At 66.3% G+C, this 15,607-nt stretch carries 13 protein-coding genes and 1 pseudogene; 9 read left to right on the top strand and 5 right to left on the bottom strand.

Annotation, left to right across the window (positions count from 1 at the left end):
* The first annotated feature begins 315 nt into the window (after positions 1–315).
* The 8 genes and pseudogenes from ADADO0_RS19845 (at position 316) to metG (ending at position 8,834) form a co-directional block, all read left to right on the top strand.
* Positions 316–870, top strand: a complete 555-nt coding sequence (locus ADADO0_RS19845; RefSeq protein WP_511304615.1) for an invasion associated locus B family protein — start codon at positions 316–318, stop codon at positions 868–870.
* A gap of 156 nt (positions 871–1,026) precedes the next feature.
* Positions 1,027–1,800 (top strand): SapC family protein, encoded by a 774-nt coding sequence (locus ADADO0_RS19840; RefSeq protein ID WP_511306928.1) that lies wholly within the window; start codon positions 1,027–1,029, stop codon positions 1,798–1,800.
* A 334-nt stretch (positions 1,801–2,134) separates the two neighbouring features.
* Positions 2,135–2,977: a MurR/RpiR family transcriptional regulator gene (locus ADADO0_RS19835; RefSeq protein ID WP_511306927.1), complete on the top strand. Its 843-nt coding sequence runs from the start codon at positions 2,135–2,137 to the stop codon at positions 2,975–2,977.
* A gap of 393 nt (positions 2,978–3,370) precedes the next feature.
* A pseudogene (locus ADADO0_RS19830) lies at positions 3,371–4,305 on the top strand (septal ring lytic transglycosylase RlpA family protein).
* Positions 4,289–5,530, top strand: a complete 1,242-nt coding sequence (locus ADADO0_RS19825) for a D-alanyl-D-alanine carboxypeptidase family protein (protein WP_511306926.1) — start codon at positions 4,289–4,291, stop codon at positions 5,528–5,530. The pseudogene ADADO0_RS19830 and the gene ADADO0_RS19825 overlap by 17 nt, the downstream one beginning before the upstream one ends.
* Positions 5,527–6,192, top strand: a complete 666-nt coding sequence (gene tmk / locus ADADO0_RS19820; RefSeq protein ID WP_511306925.1) for a dTMP kinase — start codon at positions 5,527–5,529, stop codon at positions 6,190–6,192. Before ADADO0_RS19825 ends, tmk begins: the two co-directional genes overlap by 4 nt.
* Positions 6,189–7,217 carry a DNA polymerase III subunit delta' gene (locus ADADO0_RS19815; RefSeq protein WP_511306924.1) on the top strand — a complete coding sequence of 343 codons (1,029 nt, stop codon included), beginning with the start codon at positions 6,189–6,191 and terminating at the stop codon, positions 7,215–7,217. Before tmk ends, ADADO0_RS19815 begins: the two co-directional genes overlap by 4 nt.
* A 60-nt stretch (positions 7,218–7,277) precedes the next feature.
* Complete coding sequence (gene metG, locus ADADO0_RS19810; protein ID WP_511306923.1) at positions 7,278–8,834, top strand: methionine--tRNA ligase; 1,557 nt, start codon at positions 7,278–7,280, stop codon at positions 8,832–8,834.
* A gap of 53 nt (positions 8,835–8,887) precedes the next feature.
* On the opposite strand, the gene ADADO0_RS19805 is transcribed toward metG, so the two are convergent.
* The 3 genes from ADADO0_RS19805 to ADADO0_RS19795 all read right to left on the bottom strand — a co-directional run bounded on the left by ADADO0_RS19805 (position 8,888) and on the right by ADADO0_RS19795 (position 12,536).
* Positions 8,888–10,279, bottom strand: a complete 1,392-nt coding sequence (locus ADADO0_RS19805; protein WP_511306922.1) for a GntP family permease — start codon at positions 10,277–10,279, stop codon at positions 8,888–8,890.
* Between the two features lie 139 nt (positions 10,280–10,418).
* The gene (locus ADADO0_RS19800) at positions 10,419–11,516 is read right to left on the bottom strand and encodes an FUSC family protein (protein WP_511306921.1); all 1,098 of its coding nucleotides are present in this window, start codon (positions 11,514–11,516) and stop codon (positions 10,419–10,421) included.
* A gap of 9 nt (positions 11,517–11,525) precedes the next feature.
* Entirely contained in the window at positions 11,526–12,536 is a 1,011-nt protein-coding gene (locus ADADO0_RS19795; protein WP_511306920.1) for an HlyD family secretion protein, read from the bottom strand.
* A 200-nt stretch (positions 12,537–12,736) separates the two neighbouring features.
* On the opposite strand from ADADO0_RS19795, the gene ADADO0_RS19790 reads away from it, so the two are divergent.
* The gene (locus tag ADADO0_RS19790; RefSeq protein WP_511306919.1) at positions 12,737–13,204 is read left to right on the top strand and encodes an SRPBCC family protein; all 468 of its coding nucleotides are present in this window, start codon (positions 12,737–12,739) and stop codon (positions 13,202–13,204) included.
* 45 nt (positions 13,205–13,249) lie between these two features.
* Here the strand turns inward: ADADO0_RS19790 and ADADO0_RS19785 are convergent, their stop codons facing one another.
* Together ADADO0_RS19785 and ADADO0_RS19780 are read right to left on the bottom strand one after the other, a co-directional pair.
* Entirely contained in the window at positions 13,250–14,062 is an 813-nt protein-coding gene (locus tag ADADO0_RS19785; RefSeq protein WP_511306918.1) for a transglutaminase-like domain-containing protein, read from the bottom strand.
* Between the two features lie 280 nt (positions 14,063–14,342).
* Complete coding sequence (locus ADADO0_RS19780) at positions 14,343–15,548, bottom strand: MFS transporter (RefSeq protein ID WP_511306917.1); 1,206 nt, start codon at positions 15,546–15,548, stop codon at positions 14,343–14,345.
* Positions 15,549–15,607 lie beyond the last annotated feature (59 nt).

Here is a 15,607-nt window from a genome sequence, read left to right as displayed (position 1 = left end):
CGCGGAGCGTGGCGCTCGATGAAGGACGATACCGGCGGTTCCACCTCGCCCCGAGGGGGAGAGGTCGGCTGCGCAGCAGCCGGGTGAGGGGGCTCCGGCATCTCAGAACGGGTGAGGGTGGCCCCCCTCACCCCAACCCTCTCCCCGTCGGGGAGAGGGGGCGCATTGCACCTGGCGCAGCAGTCTCCAAGGGCGAGATGCGCCCAAAGGTTCTGGTCAAAGACCCCCGCGCCGGCTATGCCCCGGCGGGTTCCATATCGGCGGCCCCCAATGGGCGTCCCGATGGGCACACACACAGATGACGGATCACGAGACATGATGAAGCGTTCGGCACTGTTCCTCGCGAGCGCCCTGTCGGCGCTGACCCTCTCTGCGCTGACGCTCGCCGGCCCGGCGCAGGCGCAGCCCAAGCCTGCGGCGGCCCCCGCGGCGGACGCCCAGCCCGGCGCCACCACGGCGACCTACCAGGACTGGCTGATGCGCTGCGTGAGCGCGGAGAAGACCCGCACCTGCGAGATCGTCCAGAACCTGCAGGTGCAGGGTCAGGGCGTGGTGGCGAGCATCGCGGTCGGCAAGGTGGAAGCCGCCGGCCCGCTGCGCCTGGTGGTGCAGGTGCCCGCCGGGGTGTGGCTGCCCGCCGGCCTCAAGTTCCAGGTCAGCGAGAAGGCCAAGCCCCTGGCGCTGGAATACAAGCGCTGCCTCCAGGGTTGCTTCGCCGAGTTGGAGCTCGACGCCGCCACCCTCCAGGCGCTCAAGGGCGCCGGCGAGCCCGGCAGCTTCACGTTCGAGGATGGCGCGCGCAAGTCCGTCACCCTGCCGGTCTCGTTCAAGGGCTTCACCCCCGCCCTCGACGCCAGCCTCAAGCCGTGAGCCAAGCGCGGGGGTGAGGTCTGACGAGGACCACAGCCCCGGACCCGAACCTCCCGCGCTTAAACCTCCATTACGCTGCGGTCCCCGCTCAGGCGGCTCCGCGGCCCTTCGTCATGCGGGCCGCCCGCGGCTCCTCCTCCTGCGAAAGCATTGCCCGTGACCGACCAGACCCCCGCACCCGCCACCCCCGCCACCCCGACCCTGCCGCTGTTCTACCGCGCCCCGACGCTGCTGCGGTTCGCCGACCATGCCGGCTTCGGGCTGCGCCGCGCGGCGGACTACGCCGTCGCCGCCGGCGCCACCGCGATCCCCCTGGTGGCGGCGGAGTTCGCCTTGGCGGGCCGGCACTACCCGATCGTGTTCGCCTCCGACGCCAGCGCCATGCCGCTGGCGGTGACCGGGGTGAGCGTCGGGCGCAACCTGTTCGTCTCCACTGAGGGCCAGTGGGCCACCGGCCGCTACATCCCGAGCTATGTCAGGCGCTATCCGTTCATCGGCATGGCGCTTGAGGACGGCGGCACCACCATGCTGGGCATCGACGCCGCCAGCCCGCGCATCAGCACCGATGCCGCGCGCGACGACGCCGACCTGCTGTTCACCCCCGACGGCAAGGCCACCCCCACGGGTGAGGCCGCCATGGCGCTGTGCGATGCCTATGCCATCGAGCACGAGCGCACCGTTGCGTTTGCGAATGCGCTCAAGGCCCACAACCTCCTGGTCGAGCGCTCCGCCGAAATGCGCTACGCCGACGCCACCCAGGCCCTGGTCCAAGGCTTCCGCCTGATCGACGAACACGCCGTCCGCGCCCTTCCCGCCGCGACCGTCACCGAGTTCCACGCCAAAGGCTGGCTCGACGCCATAACCCTCCACCTCGCATCACAACTCTCCTGGCAAAACCTCGTCGAAGCCTCAGCGCCGAACGTCGGGTGAAGGGGGAGGGGGGACTCACGCTTGAGCCGACAGGGCTCGGGCGTGGGATTTGTGTGGCTTGTGTTGCCGCGCGATGTTTCATGTCGGCCGGGCGGGATGCGGCCGGGTCGCCAAATTGCGTGGTGAACCGGGCTCGATGCAATTGTGCCGCAGGTCCTCTCTCGCCTCGGTTTGTCGCTGTATCGATTGAGAAAAGGCCCGAAATCAGAGGGTTTTGCGGGTGTCGCGTCCAAAAGACGCTGATCGGTTCAAACATTGCGCACACGATCAGGTTGCAAAGTCCAGCTTGAGACCCGACAGTCCGGCCTGAAACCCACGTTTCACGGATGAGCCGATGTCCAGCAGGGAGCAGTCTTTTCTCGCGCGGGTGCGCCGAGTGCTGCCGGCCCTGCATCCCGCCGAGCGGCGGCTCGGCGAATTTGTCTGCGATTTTCCCGGCGACCTCGCCAGCTACAGCGCCTCGGAACTGGCGGCGTTCGCCGATGTCTCCAAAGCCACCGTCTCGCGCTTCGTGCAGCGGATCGGCTACGAAAACTATGAAGCCGCGCGGCGGCATGCCCGCGCCGAGAAGGAGACCGGCTCCCAATTCTTCCTCGCCACCTTCTCCGGGGAGCGCGCGGACCATCCGCTCCAGGCCCATGTCGCGCAGAGCGCGGCAAACCTGGAGGCGACGTTTCTCGCCATCACGGAACGCGACGTCGACGCGGTCGCGCGGGCCATGCTGGAGGCCCGCAAGGTGTGGGTGATCGGCTTTCGCTCCGGCCACCCCTTCGCCTCTTATATGCATTGGCATCTGATGCAGGTGCTGGAGCATGTGGCGGCGGTGCCGGGCACCGGGCAGACCCTGGGGGAGCATATCGTCGGCATCGCACCCGAGGATGTGGTGGTGGTGTTCGGGCTGAGGCGCCGGGTCGCCCGCACCAATCTGATGCTCCAGCAGATTGCGCGCAGGAACGCCGCGCTGCTCTATATCTCGGACGAGGGGGCACCGGCGGTGCGCGGGGCGACGTGGCATTTTCGCTGCCACACCGCGACCTTGGGCACGCTGTTCAACCATGTCTCAGTCATGGCCGCGTGCCACCTTCTGATCTCGCGCACCATGGAATTGGCGGGATCCGGCGGGCGGGCGCGGCTGCGGGATATCGAAAGCCTGAACGACGGGCTTGAGGAGCTTTGAGCTGATATCGCGGCGCGCTTTTCACGCGATCGACCGGGGCGAAAATCGGAACCTCGCAACAAAATCATGGCGAGACCGGCACGCGGGACCTGGAGGGCCGGCAACCCCATGGCGATCCGGCCTTATGCGTATGTAATGGGTGATTTCCCTTACGTCGCAGAGCTTTGTCTGATCCTCCCGACGGCGGTAGGCACGTCCGTTTCATTACCGGATGTTTACCATAATCATCGGGATGCCGCATTTTTGCCGTCTTATCCGCCACTGATCTGTCCATCGGGGCGTTGCCATGTCATAGATGGCATTGACCCTTTTTAGGTGGGGCAGCGATTCCGGATTTTCCGGTCGCGATACGACAGGATGGATATGACGCGAGAGCTTCAGATCGGATCCGGAATGCGCGCCTGGCGCGGGACATTCGGAATCGGCGTCCTGTGCGTTGCGCTCGCAGGGTGCAGCGGGGGCAATAAGCTCGCCAACCTGATCGACCCGAAATACGGCGTCTCCGCGAGCCCGCGTGTGGTCGCCGATGGCCAGGCGATCCCCCAAGGGCACCGGCGCCTATCGCGTCGGCAAGCCTTATGTGATCGCCGGCCGGACCTATTACCCGGCGGAAAATCCCAACTACAAAGCCATGGGCGTTGCCTCATGGTACGGCGATGAATTCCACGGCCGCCTGACCGCCAACGGCGAGGTGTTCGGACCGCACCTCGATTTCCGCCGCGCATCCGACGCTGCCCATGCCGTCTTATGTGCGCGTCACCAATATCAAGAACAACAAGTCGATCATCGTGCGCGTCAATGATCGCGGGCCGTACCACGCGGACCGCATCATCGATGTTTCGCACAAGACCGCCGACCTCCTGGGCTTCCAGAGCAGCGGTGTGGCCCGCGTGAAGGTGGAATATGTCGGCCGCGCGCCGCTGGAAGGGTCCGACGACCGCAAGCTGATGGCGACGCTGCGTGACGATGGCCCGGCCGAGGCGCCGTCCAATTCCGCCGTCATGGTCGCTTCGGCGACGCCGTTCGTTCCGTCCCTGCCGCGCCCGGTCGCCGCCACGGTTTCGGACGGCGATGTGCCGATGCCGAGCCAGCGGCCCTATGATCTCGGCCATGATCTCGACGAGCAGGTGAGCCGTGTGGCGGTCTCGCAGGCATCCTCACCCCAGCGCACCGCACAGTCCGGCCAGCCGCCGGTTCGGCAGGCTTTCCAGGCCAGCGAGCCCGAACAGCCCCGTAGCACGGTCGTCGCATCCGGCTGGTCGGTGGGCGCTGCGCCCGCATCTGGCCTCGGCTATTCAGGTGTTCCTGTCTATGGCGCAACGCGCTGATCTCAAGGTTTTCCGCGTGATGGGCAAGGCACAGGCGCGCTTTATTTTTGCTGCCGCGCTTCTTTCAGTTGGTGTTTTCGCCGCCGCGCCGGCTTCGGCGCAAAGCACGCTCCAGACGGCGGTGCCGAGCGCGATCCTGGTGGATTTCACCACCGGGGCGATCCTGTTCGACAAGGACAGCGAAAAGAGCTTCCAGCCCGGCAGCACCGTCAAGATCATGACGGCACTGGTGGTGTTCGACGATATCCGCTCGGGCCGGATCACCCCCGATACCACCTTCACGGTGAGCGAGAACGCTTGGCGGCGTGGCGGCGGCCCTTCGGGTGGCGCGGCGATGTTCGTTCCGGTCAAAAGCAACGCCCGCGTCGCCGACCTTGTGACCGGCATGATCACCGTGTCCGGCAACGATGCCGCCATCGCGCTGGCCGAGGGTGTCTCCGGCACCGAGGGCGAATTCGCCAATAAGATGAATGCCAAGGGGCAGGAACTCGGGCTCACCAGCTCGGATTTCCGCAATGCCACGGGCTTTTCCGATCCGGGGCAGAAGTCCAGCGCCCGCGACATGGCGCAGATCTCGCGCTACCTGATCCGCAGCTACCCCACCCTCTATCCGATGTTCTCGGTGCCCGACATCGAGTGGAGCAAGGTGAAGCAGCGCAATCGCAATCCGCTGCTGAACGCGGGTGTCGGCGCAGACGGGCTTCAGGTCGCCTGGATCAAGGACGGCGGCTACCACCTGGTCGGCTCGGCGGTGCAGAACAACCAGCGCCTGATCGTTGCCGTGATGGGGGCGAAGTCGGAGAAGGAGCGCATCGAGGAGGCCAAGCGGCTTCTGGAATGGGGCTTCCACTCGTTCGAGCATCGCCAGCTTTTCGCGGCGGACACGGAGCTCGGTCGGGCGAATGTATTCGGCGGTTCGGCAGGCTCGGTCGGGCTCGCGGCACGCGGGCCGGTGATGCTGCTGATGCCGCGCAACAGCCAGGACAAGATCGTCGGCAAGGTCACATACACCGGTCCCCTCAAGGCGCCGGTGGCCAAGGGTACCGAGGTGGCGCGGCTTGAAATCTCGCGCGGCCCGCTCAAGGTCCTGGATATTCCGCTTGTGACCACGGACGATGTCGCCGTCGGCACGCTGTGGCAGCGGGCGCTGGACGGGGCGGGGGTGCTGGTGGGCGACACCGCGCGCGACCTCAGCAGCAAAGTCATGGCCAAAGTCGGCAAATGACCCATGCGCCGGGTCGCTTCCTGACCCTGGAAGGCGGCGAGGGAAGCGGAAAATCAACACAGGCGCGGGTCATCGCAGACATGCTCCGGGCGCGGGGCGTGGAGGTGGTGCAGACACGCGAGCCGGGCGGCTCTCCCGGCGCGGAGGAGGTGCGTGCGGCTCTGCTCTCCGGCGCGGTCCAGCCGCTGGGCGCCGATGTGGAGGCGCTGCTGTTTGCCGCCGCACGCGCCGACCATGTGGCGCAGACCATCCGGCCCGCGCTTGAGGCCGGGCGCTGGGTGATCTGCGACCGGTTCATCGATTCCACACGGGTCTATCAAGGTGCGGTCGGCAAGGTGGACGTGCGCCTGCTGCGCGCACTGGAGCGGGTCGCTGCTGCCCATGCGCGCCCCGACCTCACCTTGATCCTCGACCTGCCGTCGGAAATCGGGCTGGAACGCGCGCAGGTGCGGGGCAAGGGCGCGGTGGCGGACAGGTTTGAGCGCGAGGGGCTGGCCTTCCATCAGGCGGTGCGGGATGCGTTTTTGGATCTGGCGCGTGAAGACCCGGACCGCTGCGCTGTGGTGGATGCCAGCGGTACGGCCGAGGAGGTGGCGGCGCGGATCGCGGACACCGTGACGCGCCGGCTCGGCGCGTGGCTGCCGGCCGTGGTCCCCGCATGAGCGAAGGCGATCTTCTTTCCGGAGCACCCCATCCGCGCACCCGCACCCGGCTGTTCGGCCATGCGGGGGAGGAAGCGGACCTGATGGGCGAATGGCGCGCCGGCCGGTTTCCCCACGCCCTGCTGATCGGCGGCCCTGAGGGCATCGGCAAGGCAACGTTGGCCTATCGCATCGCGCGCTTCGTGCTGTCCGGCGGTGTCGCGCAGCCGGGCCAGCATGATTTCTCGGTCGCCGAGGGCCACCCGGTCTCGCGGCAGGTGGCGGCGCTCTCGCATCCCGATCTTCTCGTGCTGCGCCGGGCGGCGGAAGCGGGCGAGGAGAAGGTGCCGACCATGATCCCCGCCGAAATGGTGCGCCGGGTTCGGCCGTTCTTCGGCTCCACGGCGGCTGGCGGCGGCTGGCGGGTGTGCATCGTCGATGCGGTCGATGATCTGAACGCCTTCGGCGCCAACGCCTTGTTGAAGACATTGGAAGAGCCGCCGTCGCGCGCGCTGTTTCTCCTGGTGTGCCATGCGCCGGGGCGGGTGTTGCCGACCATTCGCTCGCGCACCCGCAGCGTGCGCCTGCGCCCGCTTTCCGATGGCGATGTGCTGGCGGCGCTGGATGATCTGCGGCCGGATGTCGAGGGCCTGGAGGAGACGGCCCTGCCTTCGGCGGCCCAGGCGGCGGGTGGCAGCGTGCGCCGGGCTCTGGTACTGGCGCGCGGCGCCGGGCTTGAGGTCCGCGCCGCGACCCTGCGGATGCTGAGCCAACTTCCTGATGCGCGCCCAGAGGAGATGCACGCTTTGGGCGCGCGGCTCCAGGGCGATAGGGGCGACGGGCTCGACCTGTTCGTGGAGGCGGTGAGCGACTGGATCGCGGAGACCGCGACCGACGGCGGCTGGGAGCGGCGCCGCCTTGTCCGGCTGGGCGAGGTGTGGGAGAAGGTGCGGCGCGCCGCGGCCGAGGCTGATACGTTCAATCTCGACCGCAAGGCGCTGGTATTTCGCATCTTCACCGAGCTTGCCGAAGCTGCGCGCGCCTGAGCGCGGAACCGGCGGGCTTTTCGCGCCTTTCATGGCCGAATGCACACCGGACCGGGCCTCATGTCTGCGAAGCCGCCCTTCTACATCACGACCGCCATCGCCTATCCCAATGGCGTGCCCCACATGGGCCATGCCTACGAGGCAATCGCGACCGACAGCATCGCCCGCTTCAAGCGCCTTGACGGCTATGACGTGCGCTTCCTCACCGGCACGGACGAGCACGGCATCAAGATGCTTCAGACCGCCCAGAAGGCCGGGCTGACGCCGCGCGAGCTGCTGGAGCGCAACGTGCCGCGCTTCCAGGCGATGGTGGACGGCTTCGGCCTCTCCATCGACGACTTCATCCGCACGACGGAGGCGCGCCACAAGGCGGCGTCGCAGGCCATCTGGGAAAAGATGGCGGCCAATGGCGACATCTATAAATCCACCTATGCCGGCTGGTACTCCATCCGGGATGAGGCCTATTACGCCGAGGACGAGACCAGCCTGAACGGCGATGGCGTGCGTCTCGGCCCGCAGGGCACGCCGGTGGAATGGGTGGAGGAGGAAAGCTATTTCTTCCGGCTCTCCGCCTACCAGCAGAAGCTGCTCGACTTCTATGCCGCCAATCCCGGCTTCATTGCCCCGGACGCGCGCCGCAACGAGGTGGTGAGCTTCGTTTCCGGCGGGCTCCAGGACCTCTCGATCTCCCGAACCACGTTCGACTGGGGCATTCCGGTGCCCGGCGATCCCAAGCACATCATGTATGTGTGGGTGGACGCGCTGACCAATTACATCACCGCCCTCGGCTATCCCGATACGCAGGGTGAACTGTTCAGCACCTTCTGGCCGGCGGATGTCCACGTCATCGGCAAGGACATCACCCGGTTTCACGCGGTCTATTGGCCGGCGTTCCTGTGGTCGGCGGGGCTTGCGCCACCCAAGCGGGTGTTCGGGCACGGCTTCCTGTTCAATCGCGGGGAGAAGATGTCCAAGTCGGTGGGCAACGTGGTGGACCCGTTCGAGCTGGTTGCCGCCTATGGCGTCGACCCGGTGCGCTATTTCTTCCTGCGCGAGGTCTCGTTCGGGCAGGATGGTTCATACAGCCACGAAGCCATCGTCAATCGCATTAATGCGGACCTCGCCAACGATCTGGGAAATCTCGCCCAACGTTCGCTCTCCATGGTGGCGAAGAATCTGGATGGCATCGTGCCCGTGCCGGGTGCGCTGTCGCCCGAGGACGAGGCCATGCTGGCGCTCGCCGACGGCATGCTGGCCAAGGCGCGCGACGCCATGGATGTGCAGGCGATCCATACCTATCTCGCGGCGGTTTGGCATGTGGTGGCGGAAGCCAACCGCTATTTCGCCGCTGCCGCGCCGTGGGCCCTGCGCAAGACCGACCCGGAGAAGATGGGCACGGTTCTGTGGGTGACGGCGGAGGTGATCCGCCAGGTGGGCATTCTCGCCCAGCCGGTGATGCCGCAGAGCGCGGAGAAACTGCTGGACCTTCTGGCGCTTCCCGCCGACGCGCGCGATTTCGCCCATCTGGGCGCCGGCCATCGGCTGGCATCGGGCGGCCAGTTGCCGACGCCGGTGGGTGTGTTCCCGCGCTATGTGGAGCCCGAGGCGACCGCCTGATCCGCTTGCGACCATCCCCGGGCTTCACCCGGGGATGGGTTTGATCTGAGGGCTCAGTAAAGCCCAGTCAGGTAATAGAAGCCGATCACGAAGAACACGGCGGCGGTCTTCACCAAAGTGATGGCGAAGATGTCGCCGTAGGACTGGCGATGGGTCAGTCCGCAGACGGCGAGCAGGGTGATGACCGCGCCGTTGTGGGGCAGGGTGTCCATGCCGCCGGAGGCCATGGCGGCGACCCGGTGCATCACCTCCATGGGAATGCCGGCCGCGTTCGCCGCCGCGATGAACTGCTCCGACATGGCTGCAAGCGCGATCGACAGGCCGCCGGACGCCGAGCCGGTGATGCCGGCGAGCGCGGTGATCGAGATGGCTTCGTTCACCAGCGGGTTGGGGATCGCGCTCAATGCGCTCTTGATCACCAGGAAGCCGGGTAGGGCGGCGATGACCGCGCCGAAGCCGTATTCGGAGGCGGTGTTGAGGCCCGCCAGTAGCGCGCCGGCCACCGCCGACTTCGAGCCGTCCGCGAACTGAGCCGCGACCCGCTTGAAGGAGAAGGCGAACACCGTGAGGATGCCGAGCAGCAGCGCGCCCGCGACCGACCAGATGGCGGTGACGGATGAGACCGCAAGGCTGATCTCATGGTCGCCCGGCGTGAGCAGCGCGCGCGCCGTGTCGCCATAGGCCAGCGGAATGAGCCGCCCCAGCGCCAGATTGGCGATGCCCACCACGAGAAGCGGCGAGATGGCGATGAAGGGGTTCACCAGCGTCTCTTCGGCGCGCAGCACCGGCTCGTTGGAATGGCCCTCGCCGTAGGTCTCGCCCCTCTTGGCGGCCTGCCTGCGGCGGAAATCGAGATAGCTGAGCCCGACCACCAGCATGAAGGCGGTGCCGACAATGCCCAGGATGGGCGCGGCATAAGCGGTGGTGTGGAAGAAGGTGGTGGGGATGATGTTCTGGATCTGCGGCGTGCCCGGCAGGGTATCCATGGTGAAGCCGAATGCGCCGAGCGCAATGGCGGCCGGAAGCAGGCGCTTGGGAATGCCGACCTGCCGGAACAGCTCCGCGCCGAACGGATAGACCGCGAACACCACCACGAACAGCGAGACGCCGCCGTAGGTCAGCACCGCGCCGACAAGGACGATGGCGAGGATCGATTGCCCCGCGCCCAGAACCTTGATGATGGCCGAGACGATGGAGCGGGAAAATCCGGAAAGCTCGATCACCTTGCCGAACACCGCGCCCAGCAGGAACAGCGGAAAGTAGAGCTTTATGAAGCCCACCATCTTGTCCATGAACAGGCCGGAATAGATCACCGGCACCGCGGCGGGATCGGTCAGCAGCACGGCGCCGAGCGCGGCGACGGGCGCGAACAGGATCACGCTGAAACCGCGATAGGCAACGAACATCAGGAACGCGAGCGCGCCCAGGCAGATGAGAAAGCTCATCGTCAGCCTCTTCTAAGGGGAGAGATACGGCGCCGCCCCGCCGCGATTTCGCCACCATCCTAGAGCGTGGCAAGGCCGGGGCAAAGCACTCCCTTGGTCGCACGCCGAAATCCTAAATCCCTGAACAGGCTTAGGAAATCTATGCGGCATCCTTCCGTTGCGAGAGCCGATCGAGGACGTGCGGCAGGAGGCGGGCGACCAGCGGGGCGACCAGAGCCTGCGCCACCACCACGACGATGACGCCGCCGATGATGCCCACGAGGCGGTTGATGGCCGGCATGATGTCGGCCGAGGGGCCTAGCCCCGGCAGCATCGACATGGCGACGGCGACGGCGGCCTGATGGCCGCTATAGGCGGCGTCCCCGCCGCCGTGCTTGACGTGGCAGGTGACATAGAGCCCGGCGAACATCAGCATCAGCCAGGAGACGATGTCGTCGTCGATAAAGTGCATGCAGAGCAGGCCGAAGGCGCCGCCCAGGAGGCAGCCGGCCACCCGGTTCAATGCCGCCCACCACGGCTCCTTGCGCATCATGACCATGATGACGAAGGCCGTGACAGGGGTCTGGCCGAGGCCGGGAAGCTGAAGCCCCTCCCATATGGCCGGGATGCTTGCGGTGGCGATGCCGCCGGTGATGGCCGTGACCAGGAGCCCGCGGTCGATCGGCAAGGCAAAGATGCCGGGTCGCCGCTTTGCCGGCGCGGCCGCCTCCGGCGGGGCGAGAAACACCTCGATGACGTAGGACACCGCCACCCCGACCATGATCTCCAGCGCACGGTAGACCGCGATGCTGAGAGCCGCTTGCGGGGTTTCCATCGAGCCGAACATCACCAGGATCACGGTGACGGCGCCGAGCAGCGCGGCATAGCCGTGCTTGCTGCGCTCCACGGAATAGATGCCGAACACCGTAGCGCCGGCACAGATCAACTGAAACACCAGGTGCTCGGCTACGAAGCGGGCGCCGATATACCCGACCGTCGCGCCGGCGATGGTGCCGAGGCATCGATCGATGCAGCGCGCGAAGGTCGCGGAGACGTTCGGCTGGACGATGGCCAGGGCCGTGATGCCGGCCCAAACGGGGGTCTCAAGGTGGAGCATCAGTGCCACCACCATCGAGAGCACGCTGGCGAGCGCGGTGCGGAAGGCGAGGCTCGCGATCTCGCCGCGAAACGTCAGGGCGCCGAGTTCACGCCGCAGCCCGGTTGAATAGCGGTGGTGAAAGAGGCCCTTGGCTGGCATGCGCCGGCCTTACGGAAACAGCAGGACGCGGGCGTCCGCGCCCATGAACAGCGGTACGTCCTTGGGCCATGGGTCCAGAACCAGCGTGACGGGAAGGCGCCGCTTCAGGCGGATCCAGTCGGTGGTCGGCGCCACATAAGGCAGCAAGCGGTCGGCCTCCTGCTCGCGGGAGATGCCGCGACTGACGCCGACCACGCGCGCCGGAAACAAGTGCCACGGGTGGCTGTCGAGCCAGACCCAGGCGCGCATGCCCGGCTTGAGGCGGGCGGCGACGTATTCCTTGAAGTTCGCCATGATCCGCCACTGGTTGTCATCGACCAGACCCACCAGCGGCGTGCCGACGCTGGCATAGGCGCCGGGGCGCAGGGACAGGTTGTTGACGTAGCCTGAGACCGGAGCGGTGATGCGGGTGCGCGAAAGCTCATATGCGGCCACCGCGAGTTCCGCCTTGGCGATATCCACCTCCGCCAAGGCGGCTGTGACCTCGCCGGTATTGACCCGCGCCTTGGCCTGCATCTCGGCGAGCGCGTCGATGGCCTGCTGGCGCTGGTCGGTCGCCCGGTCCATTTCCGCCTGAGAGAGGTCTTGGGCATTCACCAGGGAGCGGATGCGCTGGTATTCGCGCTCGGCCAGCGTGAGCGCCGCCCTGGCGGTGCCTATGTCCGCCGCAATAACCTGGGCGCCATCTTGGCGAACCCTGGCCTCGGCCTCCGCGCTGTCCACCCGCCGCTGCTTGAGGCGCCCGACGAGGGTGAACGGCTCGTCATCAATGAAAGCCAGTGGATCGCCCGCGGCCACCTTCTGATCGTCGGTCACGACGACCGATTTTATGACACCCGCGACCTGGGGGGCGACCGCCACGAAATCCGAGCGCACATAGGCGTCCTCGGTATAGGCGACGACCCAGTCTGCGGTGAAATAGAGCACGGCCAGCACGGCCAGGACGGCGGCGACGATCCAGGGCAGGCGCGGCTTGCGGTCCGGGGCGGGCGTCGGCGTTTCGTCGGGCGTAACTGACACGATCGCTAAACCCCTGGCGGCAGCATCGGATGTCTCCACTTATAGCGGACCTGTGGGCTGTGGGGAGGGGTTTCCGCCTGAGAGTTAAGGCGCTTCAAAGTGAGGATGCTTGCCCGCCCGCCGGTAATTTTCCATCCTCCGGCGTCGGGCGCGGGGGCGTTCGTACGTCCTTGAAATGACATGTCGAGGAAGGCCAAGGAATGTCACCGACCACCGCCGATCGCGAACTCGTCCTCACCCGCCATATTGCGGCGTCGCCATCCGCGCTCTATCGCGCCTGGACCGAGCCGGAGCTTTTGAAGCAATGGTTCACGCCCGCGCCCTACACCACGCCCCACGCGGAGCTTGATGTCCGCGTCGGCGGCGCGAGCCTGATCGTCATGAAGGCGCCGGACGGCCAGGAATATCCCAACCGTGGGGTCTATCTGGAGGTGGTGGAGAATGAGCGGCTGGTGGCGACCGACGCCTTCGTCTCCGCCTGGGAGCCGTCCCAAAAGCCGTTCATGACCCTCATCGTCACGTTCGAGGCGGAAGACGGCGGCACGCGCTACACCGCACGCGCACGGCACTGGACCCTGGAAGACAAGGAAGCCCACGAAAAAATGGGCTTCCACGAAGGCTGGGGGAAGGCGACCGACCAGTTGGAGGCGCTGGTCGCGACGCTCTGATGCGTTCTTCCTTCCAAGATGGGCGCCGCAGGAAGGCGCCCGCTTTCAGGTGTTGGCCAGTTCGTCGCAGAACACCTTGAAGCTCACCAGGGTGTTCGGCCCGAAGGTATGCGTGATCGGAACATCGGACGCGTCGCGCCCTTGGGCGATCAGGATGCGGCCGATACGCGGCTCGTTGTTGCGCGGGTCGAACGTATGCCAGCGCCCATCGAGATAGGCCTCGAACCATCCGGCGAAATCCATCGGCGCGTCGGTGATGGGCACATCGATATCGCCGAGATATCCCGTGCAATAGCGCGCCGGAATGTTGAGGCAACGGCAGAAGGTGATGGCGAGATGCGCATAGTCGCGGCAAACGCCGTTGCCTTCGGTGAACGCCTCGAAAGCGGTCTTCGTGACGCGCGCGTGTTCGTAGCCGAACTTGATGTGGTTGTGCACGAAGTCGCACACGGCCTGCACCCGGCCCCAGCCCATCGGGCCGTCACCGAACAGTTTCCAGGCAGTCTCGCTCAGGCGGTCTGTTTCGCAATAGCGGCTGCCGAGAAGGAAGCTGAGTGTCTCGGATGGAAGATCCTCGACTTTATGCTGCCAGGCGGTGGGAAATACCGGATCGGGCAGGCCGGAATCATTGATGATACCATTGGCCGACAGGCGAACGCGTCCGGCGGGCGCGAGCGTGCGGCTGCACCAGTTGCCGAAGCTGTCCCGATAGGCAGTGACGGGAACCGACGGGCTGATGACCAGATGGTCCGGCACGATCATGTCTGACGCCCGGCTAAAATGGGTGCCGAGAACCATCACCATCGGGGTGGGCTGCGGGAAGTCATAAATCAGCTCGTAGCCGACCCGGATGCGCATTCTCACCTCTGCTATTGCGCCAGAACTGGGTCCGACTTCGTTCGTTGCCGAAGTTCGGACAATCCTAGGCTGCGGGAAATCCAGTGAACCAGCGTTATTTGCCCTCGCCAACCGGCAAGCTTTCGCACCGCGCCAGATTCGATATGAGCATTCGTGCCATTAGAGGCGACGGTACGCTGAACGGCGGCATAAGTCGTGCGGATAATATGCGCTGCAACATGCACAAGAAGCTGTCGGATGACAGTGGCCGGTTGCCGGCCACTGACCCTGATCATTCCGCTCACGCCGTGCGGGCGAGCCTTGTCGCGACATAGGAGATCAGCGCGAGAGCGATGACCACGCCGCCATAGATATGGGCGGTGTGCGTCAGGCCGATCTCAGGGGCAAGCAGCCCCGCCGCGAGTGAGGGCAGGCTGAATGAGAGAAAGCTCTCCACATAATAGCTCGCGAGCAGCCCCGCGCGCTCATCCTGCGCCGCCAGCGGCAGCAATGCGCGCAAGGTGCCGGAGAAGGCCGAGCCGAAGCCGACGCCGGCGACAACCGTGCCGGCAATCATCAACTCGACCCGCTGAAGCTCGATGCCGCCCAGTGTGATCACCACGCCCAGGACCAGGCCGAACACGCCGATGGCGAGCAGTCGCGCGAAGGGCTGATCGCGCAGGGAGAGTACGGTGCCGACCGCGGTAATCATCAACGCGGCCACCACGACTGCGCCGACCATGGGGGAGTTGAGCCCGGTCGCGGCGCGCACCACCGAGGGCATGAGCGAGAGATAGAGTCCGCCGAGCGCCCAGGCGGCGATATTCAGCGGCGTAATGCGCAGGAACGTCGCGCGCGCCTGCTTCGGCACGCTGACATGGGGCACCAGCGAACCGAGCGCGCCGGGACGGATGACGCCAGTCTCGGGCATGACGGCCAGCAGAGCGATGCCGATCACGCTGATCACCAGGAGAACGCCATAAATCATCTGGGTCGGCGCCGGCGCAAAGGTGATGAGCAGGCCGGCGCCGAGGGAGCCGACGGTATGGCCCATAAAGGCGGTGATGCTGTTGAGCAGGGGGCCGCGCGCCCGGTTGGTGTCGAGGATCGCGGCACCCAGGGTTGTGGTCGCGATGCCGGTGGCGAAGCCCTGGACCGCGCGGGCGGCAATCAGCGTGGTCGCGGAGCCGGCGAGGATGAACAGCACCATGGCGCCGACATTCATGACGAGGGCCGCCAGGATCACCGGACGGCGGCCGACATAATCAGACAGCGAGCCGGCGGTCAGCAGCGCCACCAGGAGCGACATGGAATAGGTGGCGAAGACGATGGTGACGAGGAACGGGGAAAGCCCGATCTGCTCCTGATACAGGCGATAGAGCGGTGTCGGGGCGCTGCTGCTCGCCGCGATCGTGACCGCCGCGAGAACGGAAAAGACCGTCATGGCGCGGGGGCTGAACATTGCGCGGGAGCCTACGGTCATTTCGACTGAACTGCTGCTGGACATGGGCCTAGCCCTTCTCTTAAAGCTAAAAAATAGCTTTAATCGGGTGTAGGTCCGCGCCA

It is taken from the genome of Aquabacter sp., assembly GCF_965279295.1.
In the GTDB taxonomy this organism is placed as follows: Bacteria; Pseudomonadota; Alphaproteobacteria; order Rhizobiales; family Xanthobacteraceae; genus Aquabacter.
Note: the sequence above shows the minus strand (reverse complement) of the source record. Positions and strands in the feature narration are given on the sequence as shown.

Coding starts and splice junctions, on each gene's coding strand:
- ADADO0_RS19845 (WP_511304615.1), top strand. CDS start 316: ATGATGAAGCGTTCGGCACTGTTCCTCGCGAGCGCCCTGTCGGCGCTG.
- ADADO0_RS19835 (WP_511306927.1), top strand. CDS start 2,135: ATGTCCAGCAGGGAGCAGTCTTTTCTCGCGCGGGTGCGCCGAGTGCTG.
- ADADO0_RS19825 (WP_511306926.1), top strand. CDS start 4,289: ATGGCGCAACGCGCTGATCTCAAGGTTTTCCGCGTGATGGGCAAGGCA.
- tmk (WP_511306925.1), top strand. CDS start 5,527: ATGACCCATGCGCCGGGTCGCTTCCTGACCCTGGAAGGCGGCGAGGGA.
- ADADO0_RS19815 (WP_511306924.1), top strand. CDS start 6,189: ATGAGCGAAGGCGATCTTCTTTCCGGAGCACCCCATCCGCGCACCCGC.
- metG (WP_511306923.1), top strand. CDS start 7,278: ATGTCTGCGAAGCCGCCCTTCTACATCACGACCGCCATCGCCTATCCC.
- ADADO0_RS19805 (WP_511306922.1), bottom strand. CDS start 10,279: ATGAGCTTTCTCATCTGCCTGGGCGCGCTCGCGTTCCTGATGTTCGTT.
- ADADO0_RS19800 (WP_511306921.1), bottom strand. CDS start 11,516: ATGCCAGCCAAGGGCCTCTTTCACCACCGCTATTCAACCGGGCTGCGG.
- ADADO0_RS19790 (WP_511306919.1), top strand. CDS start 12,737: ATGTCACCGACCACCGCCGATCGCGAACTCGTCCTCACCCGCCATATT.
- ADADO0_RS19785 (WP_511306918.1), bottom strand. CDS start 14,062: ATGCGCATCCGGGTCGGCTACGAGCTGATTTATGACTTCCCGCAGCCC.
- ADADO0_RS19780 (WP_511306917.1), bottom strand. CDS start 15,548: ATGTCCAGCAGCAGTTCAGTCGAAATGACCGTAGGCTCCCGCGCAATG.